The 23,234-nt window shown below is 47.7% G+C and carries 22 protein-coding genes and 1 rRNA gene; 14 read left to right on the top strand and 9 right to left on the bottom strand.

What is annotated here, in order from left to right; genetic code table 11:
- From AYO36_RS14030 to dnaA, 8 genes are all read right to left on the bottom strand, one after another.
- Window positions 1–109, bottom strand: a 16S ribosomal RNA gene (locus AYO36_RS14030); the annotation flags it as partial.
- A gap of 345 nt (window positions 110–454) precedes the next feature.
- Window positions 455–1,498 (bottom strand): HD-GYP domain-containing protein, encoded by a 1,044-nt coding sequence (locus tag AYO36_RS14025; protein WP_050678883.1) that lies wholly within the window; start codon window positions 1,496–1,498, stop codon window positions 455–457.
- 90 nt (window positions 1,499–1,588) lie between these two features.
- Window positions 1,589–4,201, bottom strand: coding sequence for a DNA gyrase subunit A (gene gyrA, locus AYO36_RS14020; protein ID WP_064300777.1), 2,613 nt, complete (start codon window positions 4,199–4,201; stop codon window positions 1,589–1,591).
- Window positions 4,202–4,228: 27 nt separating this feature from the next.
- Window positions 4,229–6,142, bottom strand: a complete 1,914-nt coding sequence (gene gyrB, locus AYO36_RS14015) for a DNA topoisomerase (ATP-hydrolyzing) subunit B (RefSeq protein WP_200864062.1) — start codon at window positions 6,140–6,142, stop codon at window positions 4,229–4,231.
- Window positions 6,143–6,152: 10 nt separating this feature from the next.
- Window positions 6,153–7,307, bottom strand: coding sequence for a DNA replication/repair protein RecF (gene recF, locus AYO36_RS14010; RefSeq protein WP_064300776.1), 1,155 nt, complete (start codon window positions 7,305–7,307; stop codon window positions 6,153–6,155).
- Between the two features lies 1 nt (window position 7,308).
- Window positions 7,309–7,530: a S4 domain-containing protein YaaA gene (gene yaaA / locus AYO36_RS14005; protein WP_023469865.1), complete on the bottom strand. Its 222-nt coding sequence runs from the start codon at window positions 7,528–7,530 to the stop codon at window positions 7,309–7,311.
- 162 nt (window positions 7,531–7,692) lie between these two features.
- A complete protein-coding gene (gene dnaN / locus AYO36_RS14000) occupies window positions 7,693–8,826 on the bottom strand; it encodes a DNA polymerase III subunit beta (RefSeq protein ID WP_023469864.1) in 1,134 nt (377 codons plus the stop codon).
- Between the two features lie 191 nt (window positions 8,827–9,017).
- Window positions 9,018–10,409 (bottom strand): chromosomal replication initiator protein DnaA, encoded by a 1,392-nt coding sequence (gene dnaA, locus AYO36_RS13995; protein ID WP_023469863.1) that lies wholly within the window; start codon window positions 10,407–10,409, stop codon window positions 9,018–9,020.
- A 737-nt stretch (window positions 10,410–11,146) separates the two neighbouring features.
- Between dnaA and rpmH the strand changes: the two genes are divergently transcribed.
- The 8 genes from rpmH (at window position 11,147) to AYO36_RS13955 (ending at window position 18,636) form a co-directional block, all read left to right on the top strand.
- Window positions 11,147–11,281, top strand: a complete 135-nt coding sequence (rpmH, locus tag AYO36_RS13990) for a 50S ribosomal protein L34 (protein WP_012371910.1) — start codon at window positions 11,147–11,149, stop codon at window positions 11,279–11,281.
- Window positions 11,282–11,447: 166 nt separating this feature from the next.
- A complete protein-coding gene (gene rnpA / locus AYO36_RS13985) occupies window positions 11,448–11,798 on the top strand; it encodes a ribonuclease P protein component (RefSeq protein WP_023469862.1) in 351 nt (116 codons plus the stop codon).
- A 104-nt stretch (window positions 11,799–11,902) separates the two neighbouring features.
- Window positions 11,903–12,757, top strand: coding sequence for a membrane protein insertase YidC (gene yidC, locus AYO36_RS13980; RefSeq protein ID WP_023469861.1), 855 nt, complete (start codon window positions 11,903–11,905; stop codon window positions 12,755–12,757).
- 147 nt (window positions 12,758–12,904) lie between these two features.
- A complete protein-coding gene (gene mnmE / locus AYO36_RS13975) occupies window positions 12,905–14,287 on the top strand; it encodes a tRNA uridine-5-carboxymethylaminomethyl(34) synthesis GTPase MnmE (protein ID WP_064300775.1) in 1,383 nt (460 codons plus the stop codon).
- A gap of 43 nt (window positions 14,288–14,330) precedes the next feature.
- Window positions 14,331–16,220: a tRNA uridine-5-carboxymethylaminomethyl(34) synthesis enzyme MnmG gene (gene mnmG, locus AYO36_RS13970; protein WP_058265604.1), complete on the top strand. Its 1,890-nt coding sequence runs from the start codon at window positions 14,331–14,333 to the stop codon at window positions 16,218–16,220.
- 5 nt (window positions 16,221–16,225) lie between these two features.
- A complete protein-coding gene (gene rsmG, locus AYO36_RS13965; RefSeq protein WP_064300774.1) occupies window positions 16,226–16,942 on the top strand; it encodes a 16S rRNA (guanine(527)-N(7))-methyltransferase RsmG in 717 nt (238 codons plus the stop codon).
- A gap of 48 nt (window positions 16,943–16,990) precedes the next feature.
- Window positions 16,991–17,833, top strand: coding sequence for a nucleoid occlusion protein (gene noc / locus AYO36_RS13960; RefSeq protein WP_055969791.1), 843 nt, complete (start codon window positions 16,991–16,993; stop codon window positions 17,831–17,833).
- A 38-nt stretch (window positions 17,834–17,871) separates the two neighbouring features.
- Window positions 17,872–18,636: a ParB/RepB/Spo0J family partition protein gene (locus AYO36_RS13955; RefSeq protein WP_064300773.1), complete on the top strand. Its 765-nt coding sequence runs from the start codon at window positions 17,872–17,874 to the stop codon at window positions 18,634–18,636.
- Window positions 18,637–18,673: 37 nt separating this feature from the next.
- Here AYO36_RS13955 and yyaC read toward each other — a convergent pair whose 3' ends face one another.
- Window positions 18,674–19,291: a spore protease YyaC gene (gene yyaC, locus AYO36_RS13950; RefSeq protein ID WP_064300783.1), complete on the bottom strand. Its 618-nt coding sequence runs from the start codon at window positions 19,289–19,291 to the stop codon at window positions 18,674–18,676.
- Window positions 19,292–19,473: 182 nt separating this feature from the next.
- Here yyaC and AYO36_RS13945 point away from each other — a divergent pair, with 182 nt between their 5' ends.
- The 6 genes from AYO36_RS13945 to rpsR all read left to right on the top strand — a co-directional run bounded on the left by AYO36_RS13945 (window position 19,474) and on the right by rpsR (window position 23,117).
- Window positions 19,474–20,403: a mechanosensitive ion channel family protein gene (locus tag AYO36_RS13945; RefSeq protein ID WP_064300772.1), complete on the top strand. Its 930-nt coding sequence runs from the start codon at window positions 19,474–19,476 to the stop codon at window positions 20,401–20,403.
- On the top strand, window positions 20,375–20,563 hold the full coding sequence (locus tag AYO36_RS13940) for a DUF951 domain-containing protein (protein ID WP_023469853.1): 189 nt from the start codon (window positions 20,375–20,377) through the stop codon (window positions 20,561–20,563). Before AYO36_RS13945 ends, AYO36_RS13940 begins: the two co-directional genes overlap by 29 nt.
- 228 nt (window positions 20,564–20,791) lie before the next feature.
- Window positions 20,792–21,892: a redox-regulated ATPase YchF gene (gene ychF / locus AYO36_RS13935; protein WP_023469852.1), complete on the top strand. Its 1,101-nt coding sequence runs from the start codon at window positions 20,792–20,794 to the stop codon at window positions 21,890–21,892.
- Window positions 21,893–22,012: 120 nt separating this feature from the next.
- The gene (gene rpsF, locus AYO36_RS13930) at window positions 22,013–22,300 is read left to right on the top strand and encodes a 30S ribosomal protein S6 (protein ID WP_023469851.1); all 288 of its coding nucleotides are present in this window, start codon (window positions 22,013–22,015) and stop codon (window positions 22,298–22,300) included.
- Window positions 22,301–22,323: 23 nt separating this feature from the next.
- Window positions 22,324–22,842 carry a single-stranded DNA-binding protein gene (ssb, locus tag AYO36_RS13925; RefSeq protein ID WP_023469850.1) on the top strand — a complete coding sequence of 173 codons (519 nt, stop codon included), beginning with the start codon at window positions 22,324–22,326 and terminating at the stop codon, window positions 22,840–22,842.
- Window positions 22,843–22,886: 44 nt separating this feature from the next.
- A complete protein-coding gene (rpsR, locus tag AYO36_RS13920; protein WP_023469849.1) occupies window positions 22,887–23,117 on the top strand; it encodes a 30S ribosomal protein S18 in 231 nt (76 codons plus the stop codon).
- Window positions 23,118–23,234 lie beyond the last annotated feature (117 nt).

Here is a 23,234-nt window from a genome sequence, read left to right as displayed (position 1 = left end):
ATTCCACTGCCTTCCCTCCGAAGAGTTCCGTCAGTTTCCTGCGCTCGACTTGCATGTATTAGGCACGCCGCCAGCGTTCGTCCTGAGCCAGGATCAAACTCTCCATGAAGTGTTTGACTTGCTCGTTGTGTGACCGAAGTCACGATTGACGAAGCTTGCGCTTCATTCGTTTTTGTATTCCGTAGAATACGATTTTTGCCTCATCGTTCAGTTTTCAAAGTTCGTCCGCGCCTGTTTTGGCGACTCAATTAGAATACCAAGTCTGAAACAAGAAGTCAACAACTTTTTTCGAATTGTTTTCTCGTTTGTTTCAAGCGCTTGTCGTTGTTAAGGACATGTAATAATATATCACGCGTTTTATTATTGTGCAACACTTATTTTAAAATTGTTTTTAAAATCATGAACAAGCCTCTTAAACCTTACGATTCTGGCTCAAGAGGCTGTGTATTCTCTATTAATCCATCAACTGAATAATACTATGTTGTCGTTCTTCCATTAAATCAATGATTGTCATCCGTCCTTGTTCTTCATAGGAAATGACAGGCCGATCAAAGACTGGATTCTTTCGCGTAATGGTTGCAATCTTTCCGTTACTCATCAGTACGCGATCACCAACTTCTATTGGTAGAAGTAATTGTCCGAGCAATAGTACATACTTTGAGCAATATTGCATCGGTCTTGCTTTTAAATGACGATAGGCATCAAACGGCGTATATGCTTCTCGGTACGGACGCCAACTCGTCATTGCAGCAAAGACGTCCGCTACGATGAACAATCGTGTGTGATCTGCGATCTTATCTCCTTTTACCTTTAAAGGGTAACCTGTTCCGTCTAAACGTTCATGATGTTGAACAATTAAACGATTGACTGTATCAGAGATGATCGTCTCCTTTTGCAAGGCTTGATACGCCATAGCCGGGTGACGTTGAAAAATTTCTTGTTGCATCGCTTCATATCGTTTCGTGTGACGCCATTCCATGATTCGTGCTAGTCCATAATCCGCAAAATAGGACGCCGTCCATAGTTCATGAATCATTTTCCGTTCTTTTCCGACTGCTTCCGCCAGCATTTGCGCAATTGCCCCTCGATAAATGGCATGTCGCACTGTATAAGCTTCCGTTCCCCGCTCTAGGAAGAATGGTAAGACATCTTGTCTCGTAATCCGTTCTGGAACGGACTGTTTGACCCAACTCAATGCTTCGTATACATTCGGCTTCATTCCCTGTTCCCATGACATGAAGACTTTATTGTAAAAGCGAATAAATTCTTCAAATGGATGTTCCACATGGGCTTCAACTGTTTCAGTCTGCACTTGTTCATCTTTACTGAAATCAGGTCGATCTTCAATGACGACTTCCTTAATTAAAAAACGTTGGATTCGTCGTAACTCATCGCTTCCTATTTTTTTCCCTGCTTCTACGATCGGATGATCCGTATGTAAATAGATGGATTCAGTCAAACGATCCCCGATGCGTAATTGGTCACTTGCCACTCGCATATCGCTTCGTTCCTTTCTCTTCTTTCTATATATGTAGATAAAAGCAGCAGAGTAGTATATCACTCTGCTGCTTTCTTGCTGACGTCTTGCTTATTCTTCCGCTTCTTCTGAAGCATCCGACACGATCTCATTCTCTTCTGACACAAGATTCGTGTCTTCTTCCATTTCATCAGTCTCTTCGCGTTTCAGTTTGGCAACCGTCGCAACACGGTCACCCTCTTCGATTCGAATGACCTTCACCCCTTGGGTATTCCGGCCGACACGTGAAATGTATTGCGAGTCTGTCCGAATGACGATACCACTCTCTGTCATGATCATGATGTCATCATCAACATCAACGATTCGCATGGCAACGATTTGACCGACGCGATCCGTCACCTTACTCGCGATCAATCCTTTACCACCACGAGACTGGCTACGGAACTCGGTCATCGGTGTTCGTTTACCGAATCCTTTTTCCGTAATGACAAGAACATCTTGTGCATCACGTGCAAGTTCCATCCCGACGACGAAATCGTCTGGGCGTAACGTCATCGCTTTGACCCCACGAGCACCACGTCCCATCGAGCGGACATTCGTGATTGGGAAACGAATCGCTTTCCCGCTTGTTGAAACAGCAAAGACTTCATCGTCCGTCGATGCGAGACGAACCGATGTCAACTCATCGTCTTCAAACAATCGAATCGCGATCAAACCGTTTTTGTTGATCCGTGCGTACGCAGACAACGGTGAACGTTTGACACGTCCTTTACGTGTCATGAAGATCAATGATTTTTGCTCATCTTGAACGACTTCTTCCGTTTCGAGCGTTTCTTCCGTCTCTTCAATCTCTCCTTCAATCACCTCGACAGGTGCTTCAGTTGCTTGTTGCTCCTCGAGATAACGTTTGAAGTTGACTGGAATCATCGTCTCGACCTTTTCGTCGCGTTCGATTTGGATGAGGTTGATGATTGGTACACCTTTTGATGTCCGGCTCATCTCCGGTACTTCATATCCACGAATCCGGTAGACTTTCCCACGGTTCGTAAAGAATAGAATCGTATCATGCGTCGAACAAGACAAGAGACGCGTGACGTAATCTTCGTCGTTCGTTCCGATTCCCTGAACCCCACGTCCGCCGCGACGTTGTGTCCGGTACGAATCCGTAGTCATCCGTTTGATGTAGCCACTGCTTGTCAACGTGATGATGATATCCTGTTCCGGAATCAAATCTTCGTCTTCGAATTCGATGTGGTCCATGCGGATTTCCGTCCGACGTTCGTCGTTGAAACGTTCTTTCAACTCCTCAAGTTCTGTCCGGATCAAATCAAGCAAGACTTCCTCACTCGCAAGGATGCGGTTCAGTTCCGCGATCAATTGCATGATTTCGTCATACTCTGCTTCAATTTTCTCCCGCTCAAGACCTGTCAGGCGTTGCAAGCGCATATCAAGAATCGCTTGTGATTGTTTCTCGGATAACGCAAAACGCTCCATCAACTGTTCACGTGCTGCGTCCGCTGTCCGGTTCCCGCGGATGATTTGAATGACTTCATCCAAATGATCGAGTGCAATCCGTAGACCAGCGAGCAAGTGTTCACGTGCTTCTGCTTTTTCGAGATCGAACTGTGTCCGACGACGCACGATTTCTTTTTGATGCTCGAGGTAATGATAAAGCATTTCCTTGAGCGTCAATGTTTTCGGACGTCCTCCGACGATCGCTAGCATATTGACACCAAACGTCGTTTGCATCGACGTCTGCTTATACAAGTTGTTTAAGATGACGCTCGCATTTGCGTCACGACGGATTTCCATGACGATGCGCATACCGCGGCGATCTGACTCATCTCGTAAATCGGTGATACCTTCGATCTTTTTCTCGCGAACGAGATCGGCAATCTTTTCAACGAGGCGGGCTTTATTGACCTGATAAGGCAGCTCCGTCACGATGATCCGTTCCCGGTCTTTTTTCGTCTGTTCGATTTCAGCTTTCGCGCGGACGATGATTGAGCCACGTCCTGTCTCATAAGCGCGACGAATCCCGCTCCGACCAAGAATTTCACCAGCTGTCGGGAAATCAGGCCCCGGAATGTGCTGCATCAGTTCTTGGATCGTGATTTCTGGATCGTGAGATAATGCTAAGACACCATCGATGACTTCGCCAAGCTGATGTGGTGGAATGTTGGTTGCCATCCCGACCGCGATCCCGCTGGAACCGTTGACGAGTAAGTTCGGGAAGCGTGACGGTAAGACTTCCGGTTCGCGTTCCGAACCATCGTAGTTATCTTTGAAATCGACTGTGTTTTTGTTGATATCGCGAACGATCTCCATCGCGATTTTTGACATACGAGCTTCCGTATATCGCATCGCTGCCGCCGAGTCTCCATCGACAGACCCGAAGTTTCCGTGTCCATCGACGAGTTCGTAACGGTAGCTGAAGTCTTGCGCCATGCGGACCATCGTGTCATAGACGGCAGAATCCCCGTGCGGGTGATACTTACCGATGACTTCCCCGACGATACGGGCAGACTTTTTATGTGGTTTATCGGCACGAATACCGAGGTCGTTCATCGCATAGAGAATCCGGCGGTGTCCGGGTTTTAAGCCGTCCCGTACGTCCGGAAGAGCACGTGCGACGATGACGCTCATCGCGTAGTCCATGAAGGACGTACGCATCTCTTGACTGATATTAATATCCTTGATGATTCCGTGATTTTGTTCGGACATGCTTCTGGCCACCCTCTCTGTTCAGCGTTAAATATCCAGGTTCTTGACGTAATGTGCGTGTGATTGAATGAAGTCGCGTCGTGGTTCGACTTGATCTCCCATCAAGATATCAAAGACTTCATCCGCTTCGATTGCATCTTGAAGCTCGACACGCAACATTTGACGACCACTTGGATCCATCGTAGTTTCCCAAAGTTGCTCTGGATCCATCTCCCCAAGACCTTTGTAGCGCTGAATGTCGTACCGTGCGTTTTCAGGAAGCGCTGCAAGCGCCTCTGTCAATTCACGTTCGTTATGCACGTACGTGATGTTCTTCCCTTGTTTGATCCCGTATAGCGGTGGCTGAGCGATATAGACATACCCATGCTCGACAAGCGGACGCATGTAACGGTAGAAGAACGTCAACAAGAGTGTCCGGATGTGGGCACCATCGACATCGGCATCGGTCATGATGATGACTTTGTGATAGCGTGCTTTTTCAATATTGAACTCAGAACCAATACTTGTTCCGAGTGCTGTGATGATCGTCCGAATCTCATTGCTTCCGAGAATCTTATCGAGACGTGCTTTCTCCACGTTCAAGATTTTACCGCGAATCGGTAAGATGGCTTGGAAATGACGATCACGTCCAGATTTCGCAGAACCACCCGCCGAGTCACCCTCAACGATGTACAATTCGGAAATCGAGGCATCACGTGACGAACAGTCGGCCAGTTTACCTGGAAGCGAGCTCACTTCGAGAACACCTTTACGGCGTGTCAGTTCACGGGCGCGTTTCGCTGCCATCCGGGCGCGTGACGCCATCATCCCTTTTTCGACGATTGCGCGTGCATTCGTCGGGTTTTCGAGCATGAACTGCTCAAATGCACCAGAGAAGAGTGAATCCGTAACCGTACGCGCGTCGGAGTTCCCGAGTTTCGTTTTCGTCTGACCTTCGAACTGTGGGTTCGGGTGTTTGACGGAAACGATCGCTGTCATTCCTTCACGTACGTCCTCACCGGATAACGTACCGTCTGCATCCTTCATCAAACCGAACTTCTTCGCGTAGTCATTGATGACCCGTGTCAAAGCCGTCTTGAAGCCGGTCTCGTGCGTACCACCTTCATGCGTCGGGATGTTGTTCGTGAACGAGTAGATGTTTGACGCAAATCCGTCGTTATACTGAAGCGCGACTTCAACTTCGATGCCGTCTTTTGTTCCGTGTACATAGACGGGTTCCGCATGAACGACTTCTTTTGAACGGTTCAAGTGTTCGACGTAGGACTTGATCCCACCTTCGTAGTGGAAGCTACGCGTCATCGGCTCATCCGCACGATCGTCCGTGATGATGATCTTCAAGCCTTTGTTTAAGAAAGCAAGTTCCCGCAGGCGTGTCGCTAGCAAATCATAGTCATACTCGAGCGTCTCTTGGAAAATCTCACCGTCTGGGAAGAAACGAATCGTCGTTCCTGTCTCTTCTGATGTTCCGATTACTTCGAGATCTTGCGCTGGTACACCGCGATGATACGCTTGGTAATACAGCTTCTCGTTCCGTTTGACGAATACTTCAAGTTTCGTCGACAGGGCGTTAACGACCGAAGCCCCAACACCGTGTAGTCCACCCGATACTTTATATCCGCCGCCGCCGAACTTACCACCGGCGTGGAGGACTGTCAGGATGACCTCAACGGCAGGACGACCCATCTTCTCTTGAATGTCGACTGGAATACCGCGTCCATTATCCTCGACTAAGATCGAGTTCCCTGGTTCGATCGTCACCTTGATCGTGTCACAGTATCCTGCGAGCGCCTCATCAATCGAGTTATCGACGATCTCCCATACGAGGTGATGGAGACCCTTTGATGCCGTCGAGCCGATATACATCCCTGGACGTTTACGAACTGCTTCTAATCCTTCAAGTACTTGAATCTGATCGGCACCGTACCCTTGTTCCAATTCCATATCTTCATGATTACTCATCGGTTTTCTCACCTACTGTTTCTTTATATGATGTCTCTTCCAAATCGACCGTCCCTTGTTTCACGTGGAACAACTTCGCTTGGTTGATCGTTTCATGCGCAATCCCGTCGACGCTTGTCGTCGTCAGGATCGTCTGGACCTTTTGTTGCATCGTATCGAGCAAATGTGTTTGACGATGATCATCAAGTTCGGATAAGACATCGTCGAGCAGAAGAAGTGGATATTCCCCTACTTCCTCATGAATCAATTCGATCTCCGCAAGCTTTAACGAGAGGGCTGCTGTCCGTTGTTGTCCTTGTGAACCATACGTTTGGACGTTTCGTCCATTGACTTCCATCTCGAAGTCATCGCGATGTGGTCCAAACAACGTAACTCCTCTTCGGATTTCATTTTCTTTTATTTTACCAAACTTCCGCGTGTAGGACGCAGTCATTCCTTCGACATCGAGTAATTCGCCGCCGAATGTGTCCGAACGATAGATGAGCGCGAGTTCTTCCTGTCCACGACTGATTCCGTCATGAATCGGTCGTGCCCATTTTTCGAGCTGGGCCATGAAATGATGCCGGCGCTGAACGATTTTAACGGCTAGCGTAATCATTTGCTCCGTCAAGATATCAAGGAAGGTCTCGTCTCCTCCCTTCATGGACAGTTGTTTCAGCAATGCGTTCCGCTGCTTCAACACTTTCAGGTACTGGCTCAATTCATGCAGATAGACCGGACTGACTTGACCGATCTCCATATCGAGAAATCGCCGGCGGACTTGTGGACTGCCTTTGACGATATGCAAATCTTCCGGGGCGAATAAAACGATGTTCAGTGCCCCGACATAATCACTCAAGCGTCGTTGCTCTAGATGATTCAGCTTTGCTTTTTTCCCGCGACCCGAGATGACGATCTCTTGGACATGGGAGCCGGTCCGCTTGACGACACGTCCTTCGACGCGCGCTGTTTCTTGGTCCCAACCGATCAGTTCCTTGTCATGCGTCGTCCGGTGCGACTTCGCGAGAGCAAGAACATAGATCGCTTCCAGTAAGTTCGTCTTCCCTTGTGCATTTTCACCAATCAGGACATTTGTTTTTTCGGAGAATGACAGTTCGAGTGCGTCATAGTTGCGATAATGACTGAGTCGGACTGAATCCAGCCGCACGTTAGTTGCCCTCGTTCTTGATGATGAACTGACCGTAGTCTTCTACATCAATGATGTCTCCATCCCGTAATTTACGACCACGTCGCTGATCGACCTCGCCGTTGACTAGAATCGGTACCTCTGCTAAAAACGGTTTGGCTTGTCCTCCGCTTGAGATGATATCCGATAGCTTCAGGAACTGCCCTAATGTGACGTATTCCGTTGTAATTCTGATTTCTTGCATGGATTGACTCCTCCTACCTACATATTATAAATGACGTACTCTTTATTGTACTAAACATTGAGCGATTTAGCAAAATCCCCGAACGTATATACGGTATACGAAAAAGACGGGTCCGATGTCGAAACGATCGAACCCGTCTTATCACGTATTTCGTGTTTATGCTTACGCCGTCCGGACTGGAAGAATCAGTTGCAGGACGTTATCTTGATCGACTGGGTGCAAGATAAATGGACGAATCGAACCCGTGAACTGGATTTCGATATCTGTCGCGTCAAGTGCCTTCAAGGCGTCCATCATGTACTTCGAGTTGAACGAGATTTTCAGCTCTTCTCCTTCAAGCGAAAGAATGCTGACTTGCTCCGAGACTTTCCCGACTTCTGGTGAATGTGAAGAGATCTCGACCGCTGTCGTTCCTTCAGCTGCGAACTTGATGACGTTGTTACGGTCCTCACGTGCAAGCAGTGACGCGCGATCGATCGCTTGGAGCAATTCTTTCGCGTTCATGCGGACAGCTGTCCGGTACTCTTCTGGAATCAAACGTGATGTATCCGGATAGTTTCCGTCGAGTAGACGCGAGAAGAAGAGGACGTGCTTCATCTTGAATAAGATTTGTTGGTTTGTGATCGTGATATCCACATGACCATCCCCAAGCAACTTCGATAATTCATTTAAGCTCTTCCCTGGAACGATGACGTTCTGGAACGAGATATCTGTATCTGTCTCAAATTGAGCACGACGAAGGGCTAGACGGTGACTATCCGTTGAGACACACGTCAAGATGCCTTTATCGGCTGAGAAGTTCACACCTGTCAGAACAGGACGTGTTTCTTGAACAGCGACAGCAAAGCTTGTTTGGCGAATCATCGAACGTAAGAGATCAGCCGGTAAACGGAAACGTTGTCCCCCATCGACTTGCGGAAGGCGTGGGAACTCATCTGGATCAAGACCGTTCAAATGGAATTCCGCTGTTCCTGACTGGATCCGTGTCATGAAGTTCGGTGAGACTTCAAGTGTGACTTCGTCTTTTGGCATCTTTTTGACGATATCGCCGAAGAAGCGGGCATTCAAGACGACACTACCTGCACGGTGAACCGTGACATAAGATGTTCCATTCTCTTCTGCATAGATCGTCCGTTCAATCGAGATTTCTGTATCGCTTCCTGTCAGCGTCATACCATCTCCATGAGCTTCGAGTTTGATTCCTGTCAGAATCGGAATCGTCGTGCGGGATGAGACCGCTTTGGCTACATCTTGTACTGCTTGAATTAAAGCTTCGCGTTGAATGGTGATATGCATATCGTCGTTAGACTCCTCTCGAAAATAATGGGCATGCGCCCATCATAACATAATAATATATTTTTTTAATAATAGTCTTAGGGGCTGTGGATAGTGTGGATAAGTCGGTGGATAACTTGATATAAAGCCAAAAACGGTGTGGATAAGTTGTGGATAACTACCCTACTTTATCCACATGTTTATCCACAGTTTTACGAATGCTTCAATTCATGTTTGATTTGTTCGATGACTTTCCCAGTTTCCCCATCCGATTTGATCAACATACTGATCTTTTCATGGGCATGGATGACGGTCGTATGGTCGCGTCCCCCGAATTCTTCTCCGATTTTCGGTAAAGAGCTTTCTGTCATCTCACGCGAAAGATACATCGCGATTTGACGTGGGAAGGCAATCGATTTCGTTCGTTTCTTCGCCTTCAGATCATCAAACGGTAAGTTGAAATGTTTACTGACCGACTCCTGGATGTCACGAATCGTGACTTTACGCGGTTCAGCGACCGGCATGATGTTATGCAAGGCTTCTGCAGCGACATTTGGATCGATTGGTCGCCCGACGAGATTCGCATAGGCGATAACGCGGGTTAACGCTCCTTCGAGCTCCCGAATATTCGTATCAATTTGACTTGCGATGTAGAGCATGACTTCGTTTGAGACATCAAGTTGCTCCGCATTCGCCTTTTTCCGTAAAATCGCAATCCGTGTTTCGAGATCCGGTGGCGTGATGTCGGTGATTAATCCCCATTCAAAACGAGAACGAAGCCGATCTTCAAGCGTTGGAATCTCTTTTGGTGGTCGATCGCTCGAGATGATGATTTGTTTTTGGTCGTTATGCAGGGCATTGAATGTGTGGAAAAACTCTTCTTGCGTCTGTTCTTTGCCCGCAAGGAACTGGATGTCATCAATTAAGAGGACATCGATGTTACGGTATTTATTTCTAAACTCAACCGTTTTATTATCGCGGATGGAGTTAATGAAGTCATTCGTAAAGCGTTCAGAAGAGACATAGGCAATCCGTGTCCCGAGATTTTGATCTTGAACGTACTGTCCGATGGCATGCATCAGATGGGTTTTGCCAAGACCAACGCCACCATAGATGAAAAGCGGATTGTATGCTTTAGCAGGCGCTTCCGCAACAGCGAGTGAAGCGGCATGCGCAAAACGGTTCCCCGATCCGATGACGAATGTATCGAACGTATACTTCTCATTTAATTGTCCGAGTTCACTCATCGTCAATTCCTCTGTTGGTCTCCGCATGTTCGATGGACGCGATTTCGGAGTCGGTGTTGCCTCAACACGTTCCTCTTCTTGTCGATCGAGCATTTTCTTCGCTTGTCCCTCTTCAATGAACTGAATATCGAGTCGGCTTCCTGTTACTTCCTCAACTGTGTCTTCGAGTAAAGATAAGTACTGGCGCTCGAGCCATGTCACCGTAAATGCAGCTGGTGCTGAAACGAGTAGTGTCGTTCCATTTAGCGTGACGCCTTCTGTGGATTTCAACCACATATCATAACTAGCTTTCGGTGTTCGTTCCTCTTCCTCGATCACAGATAAGACATTATGCCAAAGTTCGGCAGCGTTTTTCATAAATACCCCCCTTTTTTTATCAAGATAGAAAATTTTTGTACACAGGCTTATACACAGACAAAGTTAATGAAGAAACTCGACTTATCCCCATAACGTAAAAACTGTGGATAACGTTATCCACAGGCAGTTGAATCTGTGTATAAAGTTATCCACAGGGTGTGTATAACTTGTTTTGTCCTGAACAATCAGGATCATGTTATGCACAATTAGTGTATCAAAAGAAATGAGCCCTGGCAATGGTTGGAATGATTTATCCACAAGTAAATTAAACCGTCCACAGGTAGTTACCCACAAGCTGTGGATAGTGTGGATAAATTGTGGATAAGAGGTGGATAACTTTTCGAAAGAGGAAGCGTTGAAAAAGAGTTATTCACAAAATACGAAAGAGGACGAAAAAAGGAATCGAAAATCGAGGATTGACGTCGATTTTAAAAAATACTATTGTAGACAAAGTGAAGAGTTATCCACGGAAAGTGTGGATAATGTGGATAAGTCTGTGGATAGGTGGATAAGTCTACAAACATCCCCTCCATGATCCATATGTATTCTATCGCGTAATAGAGTTTACGTAGTCGAATCTTATCGCCTGTTTTCGAACTAGAACTCCATTAAGCAGGACAAGAAATCTTCTGAACTTTCATTGACAATGCCACAATCAGTTTATATAATGTACAAGACTGCCTTAAAGTAGAAAATAACAATTGGTTATAAAGATCTTTTAAAGGAGGTGCAGACGAATGAAACCAACTTTCAACCCAAACAACCGTAAGCGTAAAAAAGTTCACGGATTCCGTGCGCGTATGGCTACGAAGAGTGGCCGCCGTATCTTGGCTGCTCGCCGTCTTAAGGGCCGCAAAGCCTTGACTGTCTAATGCATTGATGCATCCATCACTTCGGGCATGATCCGAGGTGATTTTTTTTTATGTTTTTTCGTGTGTTCGTGCTTTTGTCACATGCGCCCTATCGCGTCGCATGTTTATTCTATGATATGATGAGAGACGACGAATTTTCGTAGTGTCAGGATGGAGTGTGAATAAGGTGAAGAAGGAATACCGCGTCAAGAAAGACAAGGAGTTCCAAGCGGTGTTTACTAAAGGAGCCTCTGTCGCAAATCGGCAATTTGTCGTGTATGCCTTGAAAAAGGAGCAACAGACTCACTTTCGGGTTGGTTTATCCGTCAGTAAGAAAATCGGGAATGCCGTCGTCCGGAATCAGGTAAAACGGTATCTTCGGGAAGCATGCCAGCAGCATGAAGCCTCGATTGCCCCGAATTATGATTTGGTGATCATCGCGCGCAATCCGGCCGCGAAGATGACCGCGCAAGAAGTGGCTGACAGTCTCCGTCACGTGCTCAAACGTTCCGGTGTCTGGATGCGATCAAAAAAATGAATCGTAGCAATGCATCCTGTTGATTTGTACGGCGCTCCCTTTCCTTGCCTTACTATAGAAGAAGATGGCGTTCGACAAAGCGTAAACAATTTCTAGGAGGAATTATGAACAAGAGAACTAAGATTTGGTTAACTCTCGGACTCATGTCCGTGCTCGCGATCGTATTATCCGGCTGTACACCTAGTTCGTATGGTACTGGTGAACCGATCACAGCAGACACAGAAGGTTTTTGGAAACATTACTTCGTTTGGCCGATGGCGTGGTTGATTCGTGAGATTTCACAGTTCTTTAGCGGTGATTACGGTATTGGAATCATCATTACGACACTTCTCGTTCGTCTTGTCATCCTTCCATTGATGATTAAACAAACGAAGAGTATGGGTGGAATGCAAGTCATTCAACCGGAAATGATGAAGCTTCGTGAGAAATACAGCTCAAAAGACCAAGAGACGCAACAGAAATTGCAACAGGAAATGATGAAGCTTTACCAAGAGCATAACGTCAATCCACTTGCAGGCTGTTTACCGATCTTGATCCAAATGCCGATTTTGATCGCGTTCTACAATGCCATCATTTATACACCGGCTATTTTCCAACATACGTTCCTCTGGTTCGACCTTGGGAAACCGGATCCATTCTTCATCTTGCCGATCATGTCTGCGGTACTAACGTATCTGCAACAAAAGATCTCGATGGCAGGTCAAGAAGACAACCCACAAATGAAAATCATGCTCTACGTCTTCCCGATCATGATCTTCATCATGGGTGTTACACTCCCATCTGCTCTTTCGCTTTACTGGGTCGTCGGTTACATCTTCTCGATCATCGTCACGATCGTCATCATGAAGCCAATGCGTGAAAAGATTAAGTTGCAGACGGAAGCGACAATGGCTGCTAAACGTGAAAAAGAAGCGGCACAAGCAGCACCGGCTCCTAAAAAATCGAAAAAGAAACGCTAATACGTGAAGAGCGACGCTTTGTTTTGACAGAGTGTCGCTCTTTTTCTTTTGCGTCATTTCGTGTATAGTTGTTTCGTTATACCCATTGCAACGATTAAGGATTAAATACTCATAAAAAGACAGAAGAAAAACGAGGTGGAAGAACGGATGATGGAATTTGATACGATTGCCGCGATTTCGACGCCGATGGGAGAAGGGGCGATTGCGATCGTGCGCTTATCAGGTCCTGATGCAGTCGCTGTAGCCGACCGTATTTATAAAGGGAGCAACCGCTTGACGGAAGTACCAACCCATACGATTCATTACGGGAAATTGGTCGACCATGAGGCGGACCGTGTCGTCGATGAAGTGATGGTGAGTGTCATGCGCGCACCAAAGACGTTTACACGTGAAGATGTCATCGAATTGAATTGTCATGGAGGAGTCGTCGCGGTCAATCGTGTCCTCGAACTCATCCTCGCCCAACCAGAAGTCCGGTTGGCGGAACCTGGTGAATTTACGAAACGCGCGTTCTTGAACGGACGCATCGATTTGTCACAAGCGGAAGCCGTCATGGATCTGATCCGGGCGAAGACGGACCGAGCGATGCATGTCGCCGTCAGTCAGATTGAAGGACGTCTCTCGAAACTCGTCCAAGACTTACGTCAACAATTGTTACAGACGATTGCTGCGATCGAAGTCAACATCGATTACCCGGAATACGATGCAGAAGAGATGACGCAACAGATCGTCGAACGTGATGCTGGTGCTGTCCGCGCGATTTTGGCAGAGTTATTAACAACGGCACGCCAAGGAAAAATCTTGCGCGAAGGGTTATCCACAGCGATCATCGGTCGTCCGAACGTCGGAAAGTCGTCTTTGCTCAACACATTGGTGCAAGAAGCAAAGGCCATCGTCACGGATATCGCGGGAACGACACGCGATACGATCGAGGAGTACGTCAATGTTCGCGGTGTACCGTTGAAGTTGATTGATACGGCAGGGATTCGCGAGACGGAAGATATCGTCGAACGGATGGGTGTTGAAAAGTCGCGTCAGGCTTTGAAGACGGCCGATTTAATCTTACTCGTCCTGAACGGGAATGATGTTCTGACGGATGAGGACGTCTTGCTGTTTGAAGCAATCAAAGGGATGAACGCGATCATCATCGTCAACAAGAGTGACTTGGCGCAACAGATTGACTTAGCGCGTGTCACGGAGCTTGCTGATGGTCGACCAATCGTCACGACATCCTTGCTCGAAGAAGCAGGCGTTAACGATCTCGAAGCAGCGATTGCGAGTCTGTTCTTTGAACAGGGTGTCGAAAGTCAGGATATGACGTACGTCTCAAATGCGCGTCACATCCAGCTCATCAAACGAGCGAGTCAAATGATTGAAGATGCTCTCGGTGCAGCAGAAGCAGCGATGCCGATCGACATGGTACAGATCGATTTACGACGAGCATGGGATACGCTCGGCGAAATCAATGGTGATACAGCACAGGATAGTTTATTGGATCAGTTGTTTTCGCAGTTCTGTCTCGGGAAATAATTCGAGACGACTGCGTGTGGAATAAGAAGGAGGAACCAGTACTATGGCTTATCAAGCAGGTGAATTCGACGTCATCGTCGTCGGAGCCGGACATGCCGGCATCGAAGCCTCTCTTGCTGCGGCACGAATGGGCTCGAAAACGGTCATGCTGACAATGAATCCCGATATGGTCGGATTCATGTATTGCAACCCGTCGATCGGTGGTCCAGCAAAAGGGATCGTCGTCCGGGAAATCGATGCGCTCGGTGGTGAAATGGCACGCGCGATCGATGCAACGTATATTCAAATGAAAATGTTAAACACGTCAAAAGGTCCTGCCGTGCGAGCATTACGGGCACAGGCAGATAAATTCGAATACCAAAACCGGATGAAAAAAGCGCTCGAGGATGAGCCGAATTTGCTCTTACGTCAAGCACTCGTCGAACGGTTATTGATTGACGACGAAGGACGCTGCGTCGGTGTCGTCACGAATACTGGAGCGGAATACCGGGCAAAAGCGGTCGTCATCACGACAGGAACGTTCATGCGTGGAAAAATCATCATCGGTGAATTGTCATACGAGAGTGGTCCGAACAATCAGATGCCATCGATCAATCTATCGAAACATCTTGAAGAACTCGGATTCGAGCTCGCACGCTTCAAAACAGGTACACCACCGCGAATCGACGGGAAAACGATTGACTACTCGAAGACGGAGATCCAACCAGGTGACGAAGTAGCACTTCCGTTTAGTCATGAAACGACTCAGATGATCACAGAACAGATTCCATGCTGGTTGACGTATACGACGGAGTATACGCATCAATTGATCGATGCGAACCTGCATCGCTCCCCGATGTTCTCTGGAATGATCAAAGGAACAGGTCCACGTTATTGCCCATCGATCGAAGATAAGGTCGTCCGGTTCAACGATAAACCGCGTCACCAAATCTTCCTTGAGCCAGAAGGTCGCGATACGGAAGAAGTCTACGTGCAAGGATTATCAACAAGCTTGCCGGAAGACGTCCAACACGATATTCTCCGCTCGATTCCAGGGCTTGAGAATTCAGAAATGATGCGTCCTGGTTATGCGATTGAGTACGATGCCGTTGTTCCAACACAACTATGGCCAACGCTCGAGACAAAACGTGTTCCTGGTTTATTCACAGCGGGTCAAATCAACGGAACAAGTGGGTATGAGGAAGCGGCAGGACAAGGGATCATGGCAGGGATCAATGCCGGACTACAAGTCCAAGGCAAAGAACCACTTATCTTGTCACGTTCACAAGGCTATATCGGTGTCATGATCGATGATCTCGTTACGAAAGGTACGAACGAACCGTACCGCCTCTTGACGTCACGTGCCGAGTATCGGTTGTTGCTCCGTCATGATAATGCGGATCTTCGTCTATCGGAAATCGGACATGAACTCGGATTGATCTCGGAAGAACGCCAAGCGAAGTTACTCGATAAACAAGAGCAAATCCGTCTTGAGATGAAACGTCTTGAGAAGGTCGTCATCAAGGCGACACCGGACGTGAATGCACAGCTAGAAGCAATTGGTGCATCACCACTCAAGGAAGCGCTGCATGCGATCACGTTGCTGAAACGCCCGGAAATCACGTATGCAATGATCGCGCAGATGACACCACCGGAAACACCACTGTCTGCAGAAGCAGCAGAACAAGTCGAAATCCAAGTCAAATATGCCGGCTACATCGATAAACAACTCGATCAAGTCGAAAAAATGATGCGGATGGAGCAAAAACGGATTCCGGATCGTCTCGATTACGATGCGATCAGTGGATTAGCGATTGAAGCGAAACAAAAACTAAACCAAGTGCGTCCGCTCTCGATCGGACAAGCATCCCGGATCTCAGGGGTTAACCCGTCTGATATCTCGATCCTGCTTGTCTATATCGAACAAGGCCAATACGCATTGACTGCGGAGTGAACGAGATGAACCAACAGCAATTCGTAACAGCATTGGCAGCACAGGGACTTGAGGTCTCAGAACATCAGTTGCATCAATTCAAACGGTATTATGAACTGCTCGTCGAGTGGAATGAAAAGATGAACCTGACAGCGATCACGAACGAAGAAGATGTCTATCTCAAGCACTTCTACGATTCGATCACAGCAGCGTTCTATTTCGATTTCACGACGGTCACGACGGTTTGTGATGTCGGAGCGGGCGCTGGTTTCCCGAGTCTGCCGATCAAGATCATGTTCCCACATCTCCAAGTGACGATCGTCGATTCACTGAACAAACGAATCGGCTTCCTCAATCATTTGGCGACGGAACTCGGACTCGAAGGTGTCGCGTTCCATCATGGACGCGCCGAAGAGTTCGGTAAAAATAAACAATTCCGCGAACGGTTTGATGTCGTGACAGCACGTGCGGTCGCCCGGATGTCCGTTCTCGCGGAATATTGCTTACCGCTTGCGAAAGTCGGTGGACAATTCGTTGCCTTGAAGGCAGCGAAAGTCAGTGAAGAGCTCGAGGATGGTGCGATTGCCTTAAAAGTACTCGGTGGGAATTTACGGGAAAGTTTCCAGTTCCAATTGCCAGGCGAGGAAAGTGAGCGTAATATCGTTATTGTAGATAAAAAACGAACAACACCCGGGAAATATCCGCGTAAAGCGGGTACGCCTGCAAAAGATCCATTAAGCTAAACACCGTTTCACGTGAAACGATGACTGATAAAGGTGAGGTGCGCCAACGTGAGAAATGCAATTGCCAAGCTGCTCGGTAAGGGAGGGCAACCTGCTACGATCGAGCTTGACCCACAAGAGACGGTTCAGGAATTACCATTGACAGAACTTGTCGCGAACCAGTTCCAACCACGGACAGTGTTTGATGGGGACCGAATTGAAGAGCTAGCCGTTACGATCGAAGAGCATGGATTACTCCAGCCGATCGTCGTTCGAAAACAAGGAACAGGATACGAAATCATTGCGGGAGAACGACGATACCGGGCAGTGCGCTCGCTTGGCTGGGAAACGATTCCTGCCATCGTCAAAGAGATGACGGACGAGACGACTGCTTCACTGGCATTGATTGAAAATCTGCAACGCGAAGATTTGACACCAATCGAAGAAGCAGAAGCCTATGAGCGCTTGCTTGCGTTACAAGACATCACGCAAGAAGTGTTAGCTCGTAAGCTCGGACGTAGTCAATCGACGATTGCTAACAAATTGCGTTTGCTTCGATTGCCAACGGATGTCCGGGAAGCGTTGAAGCAACGGACGATCACGGAGCGTCATGCCCGTGCGTTATTACCGCTCAAGGATGAAGCGCTACAAGTAACGGTACTCGCTGAAATTCTGGAACGGGAATGGAACGTCAAGGAGACGGAGCGCCGGGTGGAACGATTGATGACACCACAGCCACCGAAGAAAAAACGTCATAAGAGCTTTGCTCGCGATACACGGATTGCGTTAAATACCCTTCGCGATTCCGTCGATATGATCGAGCAAACCGGATTGACGATTGAAAAAGAAGAAGTCGATTGTGAAGACTATGTAGAGGTGCGGATTCGCATCGTGAAGGCACGTCCGGAATAAGCGGTCGTGCCTTCCGCTACGTTTAGGAGAGAAGGCAAGTGAACGAATTACCTGTTCGGGCGATTCGCCCGAATCCGACTCAACCCCGGAAACGATTCAATGAAAAAGCATTAGAAGAACTCGCCCAATCGCTCGTTCGGCACGGGATGATCCAACCGATCGTCGTCCGACCACGTGATGGCTATTATGAAATCATCGCCGGCGAACGACGGTATCAAGCAGCGAGTCGCGCAGGATTCGAACGTGTACCGGTCCTCGTGATCGAAGCAGACGAGACACGCGTGATGGAGCTCGCTTTGATCGAAAACATCCAACGGGCGGATTTATCCGCGATTGAAGAGGCGATGGCGTATGCGGAGATGATCGAGGAATTCGGCATCACGCAAGCAGAGCTTGCGCAGCGTGTTGGCAAAAGTCGTTCGCACATCACGAACAGTCTTCGGTTACTACAATTGCCGTTACTCGTTCAACAAGCCGTCATGGATGAGCAGCTATCGATGGGACATGCCCGTGCCCTATTGTCGCTAAAGCATCCAAAGAAAATCGAGCAGATGGCAGAACGCGTCATGGCGGAAAACTGGAACGTCCGTCGGTTGGAGCAGGCGCTTCGGGAACGGAAAGAATCCACGCGTCCGCAACAAGCGACCGCTGTGCAATTCGTCGAAGAGTCGCTTCGCGAAAAATACGGAGCGACGGTTCGGATCAAACAAGGGAAACAAGCAGGGAAACTCGAGATTGATTTTGCAGATGAAGACGACCTCAATCGGTTGCTCGACTTGTTATTACCCGAATTAGATCAATGAAAAAGAAGCGTTCCGGTGACGGTTCGCTTCTTTTTGATTACATCGAGCGTGGCGTAAAGGAAATCGTCGTCCGTGTCGACTCAGCGGATAGTTTCTCATCGAGCATGTGGAAACTGTTCGCGACGAGTTCTGCTAGTTCATAAACGAGGTGTAACCGTGTATTTTGGAGAATCATCATCTCCATGAAGCCACTGACGTTAACGACAGCCTTGATGTTGAAGTCACCGACCGCTGGCAATTCTTTTTGGACGCCAGCACCGGGTGCGAGTGGTCCTTCCGAGAAAAAGACATGCCCAACGCTTGAAAGCCGACCAAGACACGCATCAATTGCGATGACAAGTGGACGGTAATGGGTCGTTTGGATCGAGTGAATCGTTTCAGCGAGATTCAGTGCATGGACGGGTTTAGCGAGTGTACCGTAAACGTGGAGATGAGCAGGTGCTTGTTTTTCAAGGAATGTTCCGACAAGTGGACCGAGTGAGTCGCCCGTCGAACGATCAGAACCAATGCAGACGAGTACGATTGGTCGTTTTTCTTGGACTGCGGAGATTTGTTCGAATAGTTGTTCAGCTAAGCGTTCTTTCGCGAACGGTTCCGTATATTCTAAAAAGAAAGAATAAGGCTTGGGCTCGTGCGAATGAAAGCGGAAATTCATCGAAATCATCCTTTCTTCTCTTGGTGTCGGTGTCGTGGTGGATTGGCAAGAGTGAAGGGTTCTTAGATGATTTTCCTTTCCCGGTTTTTCCGAAAATCTAACGTCAAAATCGGCTCTTTGGTTGAAACTCAATTAAAATCACGTATACTGTCGTAATAGAGAGAACAAGAAAGGATGAGAGAATGGCTACCAATCAAGATGTACAAGAATCCGTCGCCCAAGTCGATAAACTAATCAATCAAGTAATGGATGCGGATATGTGGATTCGTTTTGGGATGAAATTACTGATTGCGCTCATCATCATCGCGGCGTTCTATGTGTTAACGCGCGTTTTGACTGGGGCAGTCTCGCGTCTCTTTACGATCAGGAAAATCAATGACCAGGACTACTTGGCGCAACGACAGAACGAGACACTGTTGAAGTTGCTCCAAAATGCGATCCGTTACGTGCTCGGAATCGTCATGTTGTTGACGGTGCTCAGTCAGTTCGGTATCAACATCACCGGTCTCGTTGCCAGTGCCGGAATCGCCGGTCTTGCGATTTCGTTCGGTGCGAAGAACTTGGTACAAGATATCATTACCGGAGCGTTCATCATCTTCGAACGCCAGTTTAAAGTCGGAGATTATGTACGCGTCGGTGTGATTGAAGGAGTCGTCACGGAACTTGGGATCCGGACGACGAAACTCAAAGGACTCAACGGGGAGATTCACATCATCCCGAACGGTCAGATTTTGCAAGTGACGAACTATTCGGTCGACAACAGTTTTGCACTCGTCGACGTCCAAGTCTCCTATGACGAAGATCTCGAGCGGGTCGAACAAGTCTTGCATGAGATCGCAGACCGGACGACGAAGAAGTATGTCGATATGTTCGTCGAACCGATCCAGATGCTTGGCGTCCAGACACTTGGTCCTTCTGAAGTCGTCTATCGTTTGATGGCAGAAGTACCACCGATGCAACATTTCCAAGCTGGTCGTCTGATCCGGAAAGAATTGAAGCAAGGACTCGAAGAAGAGAACATCAAGATCCCGTATCCACGGATGGTCATGATGAATCCAGAACAAAAGAATGGTGGACAAACGGATGATTCCAAAAACGTATCAACTCCATGATTATGTTGAGATGAAGAAGCAGCATCCATGTGGTACGAACCGATGGCAAATCATTCGGGTCGGCATGGATATCCGAATCAAATGTCAAGGTTGCGGGGCAAGTATCTTGATGCCACGTCGTGATTTTGATAAACGATTGAAAAAAGTCTTACCAGAGTGATGAAAAGCGGATCTGATCCTCGTGATTAGATTCGCTTTTTCATTGTCTTGCCTAAGTGGAGCGGTTGCGTTCGGTTAGGACGTGAGTAAAAAAGACGGTCGAGCTCCTTGCTTAAAAAAATTGAACTATCTATAATTGTGAAAGATGTGCTGACGTGGTGTAATCATTCTACCCACTGCGGCCGCTAGCACGGATTTCCTAGGAAATACCGAAAAGGAGGAATTCCAAGTGGGATTAACAGCAGGAATCGTTGGCTTACCAAACGTAGGAAAATCAACACTTTTTAACGCCATCACACAAGCAGGTGTAGAGGCAGCGAACTACCCGTTCGCAACGATCGACCCGAACGTCGGTGTCGTTGAAGTACCAGATGCACGTCTTCGGAAATTGACGGAACTCGTCAACCCGAAAAAGACGATCCCGACAGCATTCGAATTCACGGATATCGCAGGTATCGTAAAAGGTGCGTCTAAAGGGGAAGGTCTCGGAAATAAATTCCTCGCGAACATTCGTGAGGTAGATGCGATCTGTCAGGTCGTGCGTTGTTTCGTCGATGAAAACATCACACACGTGGCCGGGAAAGTCTCACCGATCGATGATATCGAGACGATCAACCTCGAATTGATCCTCGCAGACCTCGAGCAAGTCGAAAAACGGATTCAGCGTGTCCAAAAACAAGTCAAGTCACGCGATAAAAACGCAGCGGCTGAACTCGAAGCACTTGAAATCGTGCAAGCATTACTCGAAGATGAGAAACCAGCACGTCTCGCTGAATTGAACGAAGATCAAGCAGCTCTCGTCAAACACTTCCAATTGTTGACGATGAAACCGATGCTTTACGTCGCAAACGTCGGCGAAGATGAAGTCGCAGATGCGGACAATAACGAAAATGTCCGTCTCGTACGCGAATTCGCAGAAAAAGAAGGTTCTGAAGTCATCGTCATCTGTGCTCGGATTGAAGAAGAGATTGCGGAGCTTGAGCCAGAAGAACGTCAAGAGTTCCTCGTCGATCTCGGAATCGAAGAATCAGGTCTTGATCAATTGATCCATGCAGCATACAGCACGCTTGGTCTTGCGACATACTTCACAGCAGGTGAAAAAGAAGTACGCGCTTGGACGTTCAAAAAAGGGATGAAAGCTCCACAATGTGCGGGTGTCATCCACTCGGACTTCGAACGTGGATTCATCCGTGCAGAAGTCGTTTCGTACGAAGATTTAGCAGCAGCAGGCAACATGGCGACAGTCAAGGAACAAGGACGTTACCGTTCAGAAGGTAAGGAATATGTCTTCCAAGACGGCGATGTCGTCACATTCCGCTTCAACGTCTAATCGAAAACGAATCGTTATTGCATAAAGCAAAATACTTTGGTAGTATTAACGAATGTGAGTAATGAATTATTGCTCCTTGCTCGAACATTCGAGCCGCCAGTCCAAGAGGAGGTGACAGATATGCGTAAATACGAAGTACTTTACATCATCCGTCCGGAACTTGATGAGGAAGCACGCAAAGCAACAGTGGAGCGTTTCAACAAAGTCCTCACTGATAACGGTGGTACAGTTGATAAAACAACTGAAATGGGTAAACGTCGTTTCGCTTACGAAATCAATGATATGCGTGAAGGGTTCTACGTTCTTCTTAACGTTTCTGCTGAACCAGCAGCTACAAAAGAACTTGACCGTCTCATGAAGATCAGTGACGATATCGTTCGCTTAATGATCACAAAAGACGAGAAATAAGCTGAAACAGGAGAGTGATTCTGATGATTAACCGCGTCGTTTTAGTCGGTCGGTTAACTCGTGACCCGGAAATGCGTTATACGCAGAGCGGGATTGCGGTAACGCGATTCACACTCGCATGTGACCGTCCTTTCACAGGGCAAGATGGGAAGCGAGAAGCTGATTTCATCGATTGCGTCGTTTGGCGCAAGCAAGCAGAGAACGTTGCTCAGTATTTGAAGAAAGGTAGTCTTGCTGGTGTAGAGGGTCGCCTCCAGATTAGCAGCTACGACGATAAAGAAGGGCAACGCCGTTATCGTGCGGAAGTCGTCGCTGATAGCGTCCGCTTCCTTGAGTCACGTAACGCGAGCCGTTCTTCGGATGGTAGCGAAGGCTACGCTTCATCTACTGGTGGAAACGGGAATGCTGCAGGATGGGGTTCACAGCAACAGCAGAACAACTCTTCCTCGCCAGCACCCGCTTCATCGAATTCGGGCTTCGGCGCTGATCCGTTCAGCGGCGGTAGTTCGATCGACCTTTCAGACGACGATCTCCCGTTCTAAGGAAATCGTCCTGAAAAATCCAAGTTAAAAAGGAGGTTAATCACATGGCACGTCGTCCAGGTGGAAAACGTCGTCGTAAAGTATGTTACTTCACGTCGAACCACATCACTCATATCGATTATAAAGACGTAGAACTTCTCAAACGTTTCATTTCGGAACGCGGTAAGATTCTTCCACGTCGTGTGACTGGTACTTCAGCGAAATACCAACGTCCACTTACAATCGCAATCAAACGCGCACGTCAAATGGCTTTAATCCCATACGTGGCTGACTGATTTCGTAGCACCATCCTCATACGTGAGGATGGTGCTTTTTTTCGCTTCCCTTTCATCCCCTCCTGCTTTTCGGTTATAATAAACAAGTTACTAAAAATTTAAATGAACCCTATAGAG

Origin of the sequence: Exiguobacterium sp. KKBO11 (assembly GCF_001644945.1) — a bacterium.
Taxonomy (GTDB): domain Bacteria; phylum Bacillota; class Bacilli; order Exiguobacteriales; family Exiguobacteriaceae; genus Exiguobacterium_A; species Exiguobacterium_A abrahamii.
This window is presented reverse-complemented; position numbering and strand designations above follow the sequence as displayed.